At 62.3% G+C, this 12889-nt stretch carries 12 protein-coding genes and 1 pseudogene; 1 reads left to right on the forward strand and 12 read right to left on the reverse strand.

The window, feature by feature from the left end; translation table 11 throughout:
• Positions 1–113 precede the first annotated feature (113 nt).
• The 12 genes and pseudogenes from H6955_22150 to H6955_22205 all read right to left on the reverse strand — a co-directional run bounded on the left by H6955_22150 (position 114) and on the right by H6955_22205 (position 10749).
• Positions 114–980, reverse strand: coding sequence for an integrase domain-containing protein (locus H6955_22150; protein ID MCP5316275.1), 867 nt, complete (start codon positions 978–980; stop codon positions 114–116).
• Between the two features lie 1024 nt (positions 981–2004).
• Positions 2005–2307, reverse strand: a complete 303-nt coding sequence (locus tag H6955_22155) for a type II toxin-antitoxin system RelE/ParE family toxin (protein MCP5316276.1) — start codon at positions 2305–2307, stop codon at positions 2005–2007.
• On the reverse strand, positions 2304–2585 hold the full coding sequence (locus H6955_22160) for a type II toxin-antitoxin system Phd/YefM family antitoxin (protein MCP5316277.1): 282 nt from the start codon (positions 2583–2585) through the stop codon (positions 2304–2306). Before H6955_22160 ends, H6955_22155 begins: the two co-directional genes overlap by 4 nt.
• Before the next feature lie 205 nt (positions 2586–2790).
• A pseudogene (locus H6955_22165) lies at positions 2791–3209 on the reverse strand (hypothetical protein).
• A 97-nt stretch (positions 3210–3306) separates the two neighbouring features.
• Positions 3307–3819: a DNA repair protein RadC gene (radC, locus tag H6955_22170; GenBank protein ID MCP5316278.1), complete on the reverse strand. Its 513-nt coding sequence runs from the start codon at positions 3817–3819 to the stop codon at positions 3307–3309.
• 102 nt (positions 3820–3921) lie between these two features.
• Positions 3922–4317: a DUF3577 domain-containing protein gene (locus H6955_22175; GenBank protein ID MCP5316279.1), complete on the reverse strand. Its 396-nt coding sequence runs from the start codon at positions 4315–4317 to the stop codon at positions 3922–3924.
• 207 nt (positions 4318–4524) lie between these two features.
• On the reverse strand, positions 4525–5547 hold the full coding sequence (locus tag H6955_22180) for a ParM/StbA family protein (protein ID MCP5316280.1): 1023 nt from the start codon (positions 5545–5547) through the stop codon (positions 4525–4527).
• Between the two features lie 514 nt (positions 5548–6061).
• A complete protein-coding gene (locus tag H6955_22185) occupies positions 6062–6730 on the reverse strand; it encodes a TIGR03761 family integrating conjugative element protein (GenBank protein ID MCP5316281.1) in 669 nt (222 codons plus the stop codon).
• A 253-nt stretch (positions 6731–6983) separates the two neighbouring features.
• Positions 6984–8210, reverse strand: a complete 1227-nt coding sequence (locus H6955_22190) for a helix-turn-helix domain-containing protein (GenBank protein ID MCP5316282.1) — start codon at positions 8208–8210, stop codon at positions 6984–6986.
• Between the two features lie 21 nt (positions 8211–8231).
• Positions 8232–8882 (reverse strand): DUF2857 domain-containing protein, encoded by a 651-nt coding sequence (locus H6955_22195; GenBank protein MCP5316283.1) that lies wholly within the window; start codon positions 8880–8882, stop codon positions 8232–8234.
• Positions 8879–10438 (reverse strand): ParB N-terminal domain-containing protein, encoded by a 1560-nt coding sequence (locus H6955_22200; protein ID MCP5316284.1) that lies wholly within the window; start codon positions 10436–10438, stop codon positions 8879–8881. The genes H6955_22195 and H6955_22200 overlap by 4 nt, the downstream gene beginning before the upstream one ends.
• 47 nt (positions 10439–10485) lie before the next feature.
• Complete coding sequence (locus H6955_22205; GenBank protein ID MCP5316285.1) at positions 10486–10749, reverse strand: hypothetical protein; 264 nt, start codon at positions 10747–10749, stop codon at positions 10486–10488.
• 396 nt (positions 10750–11145) lie between these two features.
• Between H6955_22205 and H6955_22210 the strand changes: the two genes are divergently transcribed.
• Entirely contained in the window at positions 11146–11775 is a 630-nt protein-coding gene (locus tag H6955_22210; GenBank protein ID MCP5316286.1) for a S24 family peptidase, read from the forward strand.
• Positions 11776–12889 lie beyond the last annotated feature (1114 nt).

Consider the following 12889-nt stretch of genomic DNA (forward strand, 5'->3'; position numbering starts at 1 on the left):
AAAACGGCGGCACGTCTGTGCGCGGTTTCGGCTCAGTTCATCCACCGTGATAGCAAAGGTGACGACGTATGTCCTGGCCCAGGCCAAGCCGTTCCAGCGCCTCGGCAAACACTTCATCGACCTAGATAAACCGCCGTTACGGGCTCGCGTTCATGCCCAAGCTCAACGCTGATCTGAAGCCGTACCGCCTTGTCCAGCCTGCGTTCGTCCGGGGACAGTCTTGCCGCTGTAGGGCCGCCGGCCGCCGGCGATTTCCACCCGGTCAGCTCTTCGTACCGCTGCTGCGCATAGGCATGCCGCAGACCATGTAGTTTCGACAGCCCGGCATTGGCCGTGTGGCGCTCGTAGATCCGCAGCTGCTGTCGGTAGTTACGATGGCCTGGGATCAAGGACCCACGTCCGGCCAGGCGGTGGGCGCGATCGAGTACCGCTCGCTGCGCTTCATTGCGCACCGGGATCTCTCGGGCCTTGCCGCCCTTCGTCCAGGTGTCCTTGAGGATCAGGCGGTCTCCGCGGTCAGCGTAGGACGGGTTGAATTTGATCGCCTCTTCTCTGCGCAGCCCGAAGGCCTGCTGGAGCTCCAGGCTCATCCGTACGTGCGGATCGCGCACCCTTTCCAGATCGACGCGGTCCACCTGTTTTGCTTTGGATCCGGTGCTCACGAAACGGCGCTCGGGGATCCCGTAGTGATCATTGGATCGCGCGACCACATTCCGGCGGTCTACCTTATTCGCCCACCAGCGCAGTGCGGCCATGCGGTTCTTGACCGTCCCGATCGACAATCCCTCCTGCCGCCACCTTCTCACTAGTGCCTCAACGTGTTTCGGCTTCAGGGACCGGGCATTCATAGCGCGGTAGCCCAGCGCGTGCAGCTGATCGGCCATCAGACTGAGCTGGCGTTCCCGGTTCTGCTGGGTCGCATAGCCGCCGTCGCGGTTACGTCGACAGAGTTCTTTGAGTTGGTAGTTCAGGTCGCGCACGGTGTTTCTCGGTCAGATAAGTGTTTCTGCTCATTCGGCGGCCTTGGCCTACCGAATCCGCTTGCGCGGCAACGAGCGCGGGACACCACTCCCGTTCAACCTGAAGATGTCTGGTTGCAGACAACACCGGTTCTCCCCTGTTGGGGATCGGTCCGGTGTGAACCAACGGGCCCGTTGTGGGCCGAGCTTCGAAGTTGCATCACCTCCTTCTGTGTTGCTTCACGTGGAACGTTTGGACGTGCGGTTACGCATTACCGCCGTTGAGTTGAGCGAAAGGGACTTTCGCTTGACTTGAGAGCAGACCCGGCGAACTGCCAGCCGGCAGTTGCATTGAGTTGTCGTGGAATGGCGAGCGGTTGCTCACCGATGGAATCGATCCGGAGATCGATGCTTTGGACGATGGACCGGCGACCTCTCGGTCGGCACGCCGAATCCGGTCCGAGGCGCGCATGCCCGATTCGACGAAACGTCGAGGGTGGGCGACCCTCTGCCACTTTGCCGCAGTGGCCGCGGATGAATCGGTCGTGGGCGGCAGTTTAGGAACGCGTCATTCGCGCGTCACCGGGAAAATCGGCGCTGGCACGGCGTGGATTCGGGCTCAGCCGCCCGCGTCACTACCCCGCTGCGCTCGCTAGTGACACGGGCGCCTTCGCAGCGTGACAGCCCCGGCGCCAGGCGTTCGCCTGTCACAGGCGCTGCAATGAGAGCATCTGGCGGACCTGCGGAGCGGCGTCACCTGCCCACAGGGGACCACAGGCCCCGCGCGCGGCGCGGTCCCGCCCTTGGCGACGCGAGTGCGAAGGCTCGCTTTGCCGTGGCGGGCAGGGCCTGTGGACTCTGTGGACAGCTGATTCGGGATAAGGTGGCGGCTTCGAGCGGCGGGCGAGCGATTATTACAGTGTAATAATCCGCGGACGCCGCACGTCAGGGCGCGGCTTCGTTCGGCACACGCGGGCCGCGGCTGGTTCGCTCAGACGGCGAGCCACCCGGCCCTGGGCGCTGCGCTTTTGGTGCCGTGGTCTTGTTAGTCGTGTTCATCGTCGATCTCGCTCACATCCAGCAGTCGGCTTCCCCGGCGTACTGTGAGGATCTCGACCTTGTCCTTGACGCTGTAGATCACTCGATAGGCGCCGAAGATCACCTCTCTGATTCGCCGGACGCCAACTTCTGGAACGATGCGGCCACTCTCCGGAAAATCCACCAGGCGCTCGACCGCATCGAACAGGTCGTTCACCCACCGCTCGGCGGCATCCGGGTTGTCTTTGGCGATGTAGCGCGCGATCTCTGATACCCGATCCAGTGCCAGCGGAGACCACTCCACCTTCACCGAGCGAGGCTCTTCAGGACCCGCGCCCTCGCCTCTTCATGTGGCACGGCCTCGCCGGCGGCAAGTTGTTCCTCGGCACGATAGATGTCCTCGAGAATCTCCAGCCTCTCTTGCATCAGCTCGAATTCATGCACATCCATCAGAACGGCGACGCCGCGTCCTCGCTGGGTCAAGACCATCGGTCGCCGTGTCTCGTGAATGTGCTTAACGAAAGATGCCACCTCGGCGCGGAACTCCGACAAGGGGCGGATATCCTCATCCACTCTTACCTTCGACATAGCGACCTCTAATAGTACGCTTAACTGTACGTTTTAATGTACGTCAAATGTCGGCAGGCGACAAGCTGGCCGGCCATTCGCCGGCGCATACCGGTTCTCGGAGCCGACCGAACAGTGAGACTGGCCTGGAACCCAGAGACCAAGAGGAAGGATGCCACTCTTACCCAAGTGGCCAGGGAGAAGATGCCGGCATCGGCCGGCGTGGTCAGTCCTCGTTCGGTAGCAGGATGGTCATGACCGGCTCACCGTCGTCACCCGGGCCCACCACCAGCTTCAGCTTGGTGAGCTCGGATTCGGTGGCCCGGCCGTCCCGCGGCACGCGGTAGAGCTCGAACAGGAGCTCGGAACTTCCAGTGGCATTGGCCCGTGCAGCGTAGGCAGCCATGAACAGCACGTCCCACAGGCGACCCGACTGGTCCTGATGGGTCTGTCGCTTGCTGTCGGCCTCGTCCCAGGCTACGCAGTCTGCCCAGGCACCAGCCGTGATGGCGACTGGCCAACGGAAGCCGGCCTCGCGGGCCATTTTCCTGCGTCGATCAAGACGCCGTCGGCCAGGGCCTCGGCGCGCGTGTAGACGGAAATGACTTCCCCGAAAAACGGGTGCTCACTCGGTTGATTGCTCATCGTGGTTCTCCTTGGGATTACGACCTCGGAGACGCACCTCCTCCCTGCCGGGCGGCGTACGCCCTCCCGGCAGGTCGATGGTTGATGACTTTTGGACTCAGATAAGCCCTCGTTCTGCAAAGCTCACGCTCTCGCCGGCGGCGACGACGAAGTGATCGAGCACCCGTACGTCCACCAGCGCCAGCGCTTCGCGCAACCGCCGGGTGATCGCCTCGTCGGCATGGCTCGGCTCGGCAACCCCCGAAGGGTGATTGTGAAAAAAGACGACCGCGGCCGCATTGAGCTCGAGGGCCCGCTGCACCACGACCCGAGGATGGACCGAAGCACCGTCGATGGTGCCCTGGAACATCTCGGCCACCCGGATCACCCGGTGACGGTTGTCGAGGAACAGCGCGCCGAACACTTCGTGTTTGCGATCGACGAGCTTCAGGCGAAGAAAGTCGCGTGTCTGCTCCGGACTGCTCAGTGCGCGTCCCGCTCGATGGCGATCGGCAAGCACGGACAGGGCCAGTTTGATCAGCGTGTCCTTCTCCGCACGGTTGAGTGCACCCGGCTTCAACGTATCGAAGCGATTCTCGACCGGGAGCGGCTCCACGTCCTGGTTGTTCATTGAGGTCTCCTCATGAGGTATGGGGAGACAGATCCCACGGGGATGGCTCCCCGATGGGTGGAAGTTGACCGGGCGACGAAGTCACCCGGTCGAGTAGGCAGATCAGGCCGCCTGGTCCTTGTAGAACGGTTGGCCGTCGACCTTGGCCCAGCCGACGCGCAGAAGACGCGCCTTCAGGCTGACCCCGGTCTCACCGGCCTTGTCGCCGTTCTTATAGGTAAAGGATTCAGCGACCAAGTCGCTGAGCGTGAAGCCCACGAGCACCTTGAGCTTGCCCTCGACGGCTGGCTTGAGCTGTTGCACAAGCTTCTGCGCCTGTTGGCCGGACACGCGGCACTCGAAATAGGTGTACTGGACGTCGTCGACGCTGCCCCGAAGGGCGGCGATGGTGACGCTCCAGAAGGCAGAGCCTTCCTTCGGCGTCACTTCCCGGACACGGTTCAGATAACCGATGCCGGTGGTGTAGAGGTCGAAATACTTCGTATCGTCGTTGGACATGGCAGTTCTCCTTCAAACGAGATGGGATCCGGAGAACGCGCCATCCCTGTCGGGAGCACATTCCCGGCAGGGTGGGTTGAATCGAGGCCGCAAACGAACTCCTGGGCTGACACCGTTGCCTTGCGGTTCGGGTGCGTGCATCGGTTTCACAGCCCGACGATGCATCGGGTGCCACTGAGACCGCAGTGACCACGGATGAAACTGGCCTCAGGTCGGCTCCTGACAGACGTAGCGTAGGTACTTGAGCATCCCCCGCGCGTTGGCGAAAGCGGGGTGCGGCGCGATGGTCTGATTTGGGAACCAGTCCCGGATGTTCTCGGCGAGCGCCACGGCGCCGCCGCCCACGAACAGGATCCGCTCGAGCTCGGCGCCCCGCCCGAGCTGCCGCTGCGTCTCGGCGTGCAGCCGCTGGACGAGCTCTCGTCGCGCATCCCGAACTACTTCGGCGACATCATGCGTCTTGCCGAACAGGCGGACGCTGCCGCTACGCACGGCATCGTCGGTCGCGCGCTCCGAAAGCTCCTCGAGGTCGAACTTGGCACGGATGGCTGCCGCGACCTGGCGTTTGAGGTCCAGCAGACCACAACGCAACGACCCCGAGCTGTCGTGGCGCACGGCCTGGTCGGCGACCACGACGAAATCGGTGGTCCGTCCGCCGATGTCGATCACCGCGACGGGCACGCCGAGGCGCTCGGCCTCGAGCTGCACGCCACCTTTCGCCTCCGAAATGATGTGGTCGTACCAGGCCGCGAGCGCTTCCGGAATGACCTCGTGGAACGCAATCGCGGCCGGCAGGCGCCCGTCGACTGGCTGCACGGCCTGCTTCAGGCTCGCCCGCTTGCGCTCGATGAGCTCCAGCCGCTGGTCGCCGTGCTTCCGATAGAAGCTGCTGACCGGCAAGCCGGACACCGCGTGCACGGACTGGCCGGCCAGGCCGGCTTCGTGCAGCGCATGCTGGACGATGGCGCGGTTCAGACCGGAGAAGGGGTAGCCATCGAAATGGGTCGGCTCGCCGTCCACCTCGCCGACGGCGAACAGCGTGTCATCGGTCTCGTACTCGAACACCCGCTGCTCGCTGCCGTTCAGCCAGGTGACGTTGGAGTGACCGATCCGTGCGCGGGAGGGGATGGCGATCAGGCGCCCGTCCGGCAAGGCAATCTTGGTGAATGCATAGCCGTCGTCCAGGCCGATGCTGATGGGGTTCAGGGTCTCGCTGTCGGCCACGGTCATCTCCGGATCGTCGGTCTCAGGGTTCAGCCGATCACCTTGCGGAGATGGGCAAAAGGTTTCGAGTCTGGGTCTATGCTCGGCGTCGGTGTTGCCGCTGCGACAGCGGCCGGCGTCGTCTCGGCAGGGCATCGGTTCACTGCCCCTGCCCGCTTCAGCCAATTTCCAAAGGGTGTGGCGGGCACCGTTGTTCCACGTGGCACCAAAGTCTCCCGGTCGCCACCGATATCACCACGGATCCAATGGCCCTCGGCGAGGAAGCCCTGCGTCAGCAGAGACCGCAACCAATCCTGCCCCCGCTTGCGCTGCAGCCGGTACAGCCGCTGCAGGATAAGACGCTCCAAGACCAAGCCTGGGTCGAGGATGAGGGTGATACGTTTCGGCTTTGTGAGTTCCGATACCGACACAGCGCTGCTCACGACAAGGATCAGTGCCCCGATTATTCAACCCGTGTCGCCGAGAGCCAGATCAAAAGACGCCCTTGCTTGTTGCGGTTAGCCGCAAGCGCATCCCAATGTCATATTTCGCGGGGCAGTGACAGCAGACCGACCGCGTCGGTCAATGCGACCGGTCGCTCCTTCATGACTGTCGGCGCATGGGGTGCGCGCCGAACACCACGCACTACGTCGTCTGGAATGTCACCCATGGCTTCCCGAGCCCGAATCGCCATCGCCGTGTTTTGGACGACATCGTCGCGCGTCACACCCAGGAGCCGATAACCCAGCGGACTCTGCAAGGCTCGCCTGATCCACCGGCCGCCCTGGTGCAACACCTTTTCCGACTCGTCGCGCCCGATCAGACCCACGTGTCGCGCGCTAAGCGCCTTGCAGGCCAGCGCGTCGAATACGCTGATCAGGCGGGCGGCACGAAACGCGTAGGGATTACTGAAGTTGAGCGCGATACGCGCCGGCTTGTCCGATACGGGCACCGAAACGTCAATGGCGCCCAGCGTTTCGAAGCGGCTCGAGATCCCCTGCTCCAACGTCACGAGCTCATGCTCCGTCTGCGCCATGGCCTCGTGGATCTGCAGCAGCCACCAGTCGGCATAGGGATCATCGGCACGAGCACCATGCCAAAGGGTTCGAACCAGGTTGGCGAAACCGAGCAACCCGATGATCGCCGGCTTCTCGACGCTATAGGCGCGGCCCTTGACGAGCCGTTGCGCCTGGCGGGACTGTAACGTCAAGGTGGCACTGCCTCGTAGCACGCCGGGCGAATCGTCGATATGCCCTGACCGTTTCTCGGGTGGTTGCGAAAATGATGCTTTGGCGGGGTCTTGGCTCACGGACAATCGGCGCTCGTCGTCGGGTGGTTCTCGATGTGCGCACCATCAACGCATGGTCTGCGCTTGGCGTGAACAAGAAACAATGACGCGAGCTGCCGTGGTTTTCGGGCAGGATTATTACAGTGTAATAATTTCGCAGGCAGGCTCGGATGCCTCAGCAAGACTTGCGCCCTGACGGTGGCAGTTTCAGCTGCTTGCGCATTTCGGCCAGTGCGTTCTCGCCGCGCGATCGCGACGCAGGTTCTGTGCGCTCTTGGTTCCGGGTGGCGGCCTCTTCGCGCAGACACTCGGCCTCAGCGCGGCGGCGTTCGCGCTCGGTCTGCACCTTCAGGCCCAGGTTCTCGACGAAGCCCCCTTGGTTGACCTGCTTACACAGGTGGTGCAGATAGCGCAGCTCGTCGTACACCGGCTTGGCCCCGTGTTGCTCCGCCTGCAGCCGGCCGGCGAGTTCGTCCAGCACGGACTGGCGATGCTCGGCGGGGACTGTCGCCAGATACCGGGCGGCCAGCGCGCGCTGGTTCTCCTTGAGTCGCGGCGGGAAGACCAACCCCTCGAGCGCCACCGCCTCGCGCGCGGAACCTTCGTAGGCAGTCTGTGTTGTTGTAGTTGTATTTTTATATTTACTACTACTACGTTCTACCGTCTTCGATTTTTGCGGTGCTCGCGGTACCGCCTTTGAATTTTGGCCACGGCCGCTTTCGCGGCTTTCCTTCGCGGCGTTCGACAAACTTGCGAGCACGCTGGCACTGAAACTGAAGTAACGCCGGCCGCTACCGCGCTGGATAGCATCAACCGCCTCGAGGCGTCGCTCGATGGCGTTCACCGGGGCCAGCACGTCCCTGCCTTCGCGGATATCCGCATCCAATGATTCCGAGACGCCTGCGATCACGCGGCGCACACGCGCATGATGATGATTGGCCGCTTCCTGTAGAAACGCCATGTAGCCAGGATCCAGGTGCAAGGCGTCTGCCAGAGGCAGTGGCTCATCGTGCAGCGCATAGACATTGCCGGCAAACCGGCCGTTGGTATCACGGCCGCGGGCGCACAGTGACAGCCAGCGTGTAGCGCGCAAGATTGCTATGGCACGCGAGACGGTGGAACTGGACGAGACGTTTGCGAACCGGGCTATGTCCGCATAGCTCGGGAACACCGCCTTGCTGCCGGTGCCTCGGGCGCTCTGGTAGACGACCATCCAAACCAGCTTGTCGACCGGCTCGAGAACCGGGTCCCGTACCACGAGCGCCGGAAAGGCATGATGGGTGTTGCCGAGAAAGAGCAGTGCATCCGCCGCCGATGCGCTACCACCACGAGCGAGGGTTTCGCGGATCAGTGCATCGAGAGCATAGGTTTCCGGTCGGATGTCTGCTCCACTGTGGTTCATACCGTCGTGTCAACACCGTACTCATCCACGGGTCGCACGATGATGTCCGGCAATCACGGTCTTCGGCGGGTGAGCGGCCGCCGAGGCCCCCTCGCTGGGCGCGTAGACGTCGCCGTACTCCAAGAAGCGCTGTGCAAGATTCCAGATTGCGCGCAGCGGCGCACCGGTCTCGCGGTGCACGGCCAGATAGGCGTTTGGGCTGAGCCCGTCACCCTTGTCGGCATCCAGACGCGCAGACAGCGCATGCCAAAGGCGGTGCGCTGTTTCTTCATCGGGCTCTGGCGGACGACCGACCGCAGGCTCAACGGCCAGCATGCGGCGCAGCCTCGTATACTCCCGTGAGCCAACACCGAACAGGCTACGCATCATCTCGAGCGGGGCATCGGCCTGGATCAGGTCACGTTGCAGCTCTTCGCTCTCTCGCTCGCGGCGCAGGTGTGCAAGCATCGGCCAGTAAACGTCCCGGTTGAGCTGGATGTCCAGGCAATGCGCCTGGAGACTGCCCGCCCGGTAGAGATCGGCCAGGTTGAGCTCACGTAGTGCGGCGACCTCCTCCGGGCCGAAATTCATGTTGCGCAAGGCGTGCTGGTCATTCTCCGACAGGCAGCGGATGGCATACAGCATCACGGCCATCACCAGTTCGGATTCCTTGGTTCCGGCGGACGTCGTCATTGCCAAAGCCCCTCCCCTGCGTTCGTTGCGGCCTGGTGCAATGCGCGATAGGTCTCCATCAGGTCTACGAGGTCTTTCCAGTTGCGCGCATCGAGGCGCCGCCACAGCCGAAAACCCATGTGGCCGGGATCCAAGGTCCAGACACTCGAGAACAGCAGACCCGCGTCCTGTTCTTCGAGTGCCCGTCGCAGTACGGACTCCTCACCCAGCACTGGCAGCAGCTGTTCGACCGGCGCCACCGTCATTTCCGAGGCGGCAGCGAGATGCCACCACACCATCGAGACCTGGGCCAAGGCATCTTCGTCGAGCTGGTCCACCAGGACAGGATCTGGCACATCGGTAAGTACGAAGCCGAGACCCTTGCCGGACAGCGGCTGGATGAGTTCGCTCAGGGCGTTGCGCTGCGCCAGGCGAGTTGCCAAGGTCCAGGCCCGACCGCGAAGCGATTTTAGATCCATCTTGTCGAGCGGCGACTCGCGACTGGCAAGCTTGGGTTGGTCTCGCATCCTCCCGGCACCTTCGCCAGGCCGTGCTGCTGGCGACTCCATCGAGCCGCTTTTTGTCCCGCCGACGGATGCCGCCGCGATCGTCTCCGATCTGCCCGCAGTCCCTCGCTCGGAGACGCATGGCGCGGAATCCTCCGCCGCACGCTGAGCCGCATCGGACTTCCGTGTCGCCAGATCGGTTGCGCCGGGGGGATTGCTGCCGTCGGACTCTTGACTGGGTGGGCGGACAGACCCTTCGGCCCCGGTAGCGGTTGTCCGACCCGCATCGCCAAGCAGGTGGCTGTCGAGCGCGATACTGATGGCGTGGATGCTGAGATCTGCCCGCTCCGCGATCTCTGCCTCCAATGCGCGCCGCAGGTTATTGATATCCCATTCTGAATCGTCGGACCGGCGACAGAGCGCCGCAAAGGTCTGTTCAAAGTCGTCGTCTGAATCCATCGAATGCTGACGCCAGATATTGTGCGCTGCCCGCTCGAGTTGGCGAATGCGTTCGACCTGTGGACGCCCCATGCCGCCCTTCAACGCGGTCGGTATCAACGGCAGCAGGCGGTCGACGGTGTAGGCCATCTGTGAGATCAGCCCCTGACTCAGCGCGAACCCACGCTCGCGGAGCGACGTGGCCAGTTGGGTTTGGGTGATGTCGCTCCCGCCCTGCTCCTCCTCAAGCAGACGCCGGGCCTCGCTCACGGCCAAGGCCTTGTCGAGGAAGGTCAGGCCACTGCGCAGATCGTTCTCCCGCAGATGGGCGAGGAGGACATCCATCTCCCGGGTCCAGGAACGGTAAAGGCAGTTCACCCGAGCGAAACGCTCGTCACCGGTCTCGGCGTAGAGTTCACGGAGAACGCGCAACCGGGTATTGCCACCGGCTTGCAGCATGTACGTTGACTCGCCGGGCCGCTGCGTGACCACGAGCGGCTGGTCCAGACCCTGGGTGCGCACCGATGCCTTGATGCGCTGGTATTCGGGGTTGTCTCCATGGCGCGGGTTCTGGTCATACGGTCGAATGGCCGAGACCGCCAGTTCGAGCAACCGGCCCGACACCGGGTCCATGGAAGGCTCTGATACGGAGGGGCCGCTGCCGGGCTGCACATCGCGGTTCATGGCCGGTCGCCCTCTTCATCGAGGTCCGCGAAGATTTCCGGATAACGAACCAGGCTTTCCCTCGTTACGGCAGCCAACCGCCCCTCCGATCGCGACGCCACGTCGTGAGTGGCCTTCTCTATCCGAGTCGCCAGTAAGGCACTGGCGTAGCGATGTTTTCCAGCGAGTTGATAGAGGTAGGAGACCGAGCTGAAGCAGCCTGCGGCGACTTCGGCACGCTCGCGTTTGGAGGAAAGTTGAAGGAAGCGTCTGAGGTCCATTCTGCTAAACTTTAGCAGCACGAAAAACCCCGTCCAGACACCCCGTGCTTGAAACTGTTTACCACTATGCTAAATTCTAATGGACTTAGCCGCTTAGTGATTGACATGAAACGGCAACGTGAAGACATCCGTCTAAATAATCTCGAGATTCTGATTGCCGAGGCCGGATCGGCCACGCGGCTGGCTCAGCTGGCCGGCACCAGTGAGTCCTACATCAGCCAAGTGCGGCGCAAGATGCGCACCGCCAAGGGTACCCCGCGCGGTATCGGCGACGAGCTTTCAGCGCGTCTCGAACAGGGAATGGGCAAACCTCAAGGCTGGATGGATGAGCCGCACGAATTGCAAGCCCGCGTATCTCGCACGCCAAGGGGCGTTCGGTTCGGCAACTGGGTAACGATGTCCGGAAATGCGGCGCTCGCGGTTCGCGCCCACGCGCACAATGAACCCGGTCTTGGCAATCCTGCGCAAGACATCGTCGCCTGGTCCGAATCGGCTGACGAGCTAAAGGACGGGATCCCCGAGTCACACGACGCGGATGGGCCTGAAGCTCACGAAGATGTAGCCAAACCCGACACCACCCGGCATCAGAAACCCGGTGTCGGTTCGACGGCAGAGGCCATTGGCGCTGATGTGGTAACTCTGTGTCCAATCATTGCCTGGTCTCAAGTGCCAACGGATCATGCCACCAGCCTAGAGCAACAGAGGGTCCGGTTCGAAGGCCTTCTTCCCTGCCCTGTACCGTGCAGTCAGAGAACTTATGTGCTCCGCGTCAAGGGCGCCAGCATGGAGCCGAAATTCGGCAAAGGCGATCTCATTTTTGTTGATCCTGAGATCCCGCCAGAGAGTGGCAAGTTTGTGATTGTGCATCTAGCGGGATCGGACGAAGCGGACTTCAAGCAGTTGATTATTGAAGGCGGGCGCCGTTACCTGAAGGCCCTCGACCCTGCCTGGCCAGATCGCATCACCGAAATGGATGAGGCCACCCAAGTTTGCGGCGTGGTGGTCTTCAAGGGTGAGATGCTGTGACAAACGGGGTGCGCTCTTGCTCTCGTCCGACTGTCGTTCGTTTTCACGTTGACGAACCTTCCCTGTTCTTCGCGGGAGGCTTCGCTAGCCCGGGCGTTCTGTCGCTCGAGTACGGCTCGGCTGGGCGCCCGTGGAAATCGGGGAAGCTACACACCGGCAAAGAGACGGAAGTGTCCCGCGTCTTCGATACATCAGAGGCTACGGCTAACGGGAGAAGATCTGTGCGCCACAGGGGCGGGCTCGCCTGATGCCAGTCAATTGGCCAACGATCCGGCGATTTTCCGAAGAGAGTGGCTACACCGAAAACGCTATTCGGACGAAGATAAAGAACGGCGTGTGGCTGGAAGGCCAGGTCTGGATCAAGGCCCCGGACGGCAGAGTCTTGATCAGCATCGATGGGTACCACCAATGGGTCGAAGGCCCAGCACCAGTATCCTCGACTCCATCGCGCCCATCGAAATCGCCATCACCGAACACGGAAAAAGCCGGTAGAAATAGCAGCCCGAACCTAAGTCCTCCGCCGCTTCTTTGAAGTGTTCAGTGGACCATGAGGATCCGGCCGTCTGTCCCGACTGCGGGCGTGCCTTCAAGTTGAAACATTGTAGGCGCCAATGCAGAGCATCTGGACCTAACCTAACCAGCTGTTTTTCAGGTCAAGAATATCTGCGACCCGCATGATCATTGCGAGACAGGCTCTCTTCCCCTGATTACTTTGAACCGGCTGACGATTCTGAATCCTATCCAGATCTACTCTCGGTAGCCGTTGAGGAGTTCTGTAAGCACCACGACAACGCCCGTGACTGGAGCGCAAAAAAACCTCGCGCGAGATCCGGGCAATCCTCGCGCTGTTCCTTCGGATCGTTGGAGACCAGGGGGTCGCTGACTTCGACAATCGCAAGACGAGCGATTACGTTCAGACCATCTTGACGCTGCCGCCCAACATCAACAAGTCACTCCGCTACGCCTCAAAATCGATCAGCGAGATGCTAAGCATGGGTGACAAATCGATGTCCACCACGACAGCACGCAAGAATATCCAACGGGTATCCCGCTTCTTCAAATGGGCCGTCAAGCGCGGCTACACCAACGACCATCTATCGCTGACGGCCCGCCG

The organism is Chromatiaceae bacterium, assembly GCA_024235395.1.
GTDB lineage: Bacteria > Pseudomonadota > Gammaproteobacteria > Chromatiales > Chromatiaceae > Thiosocius.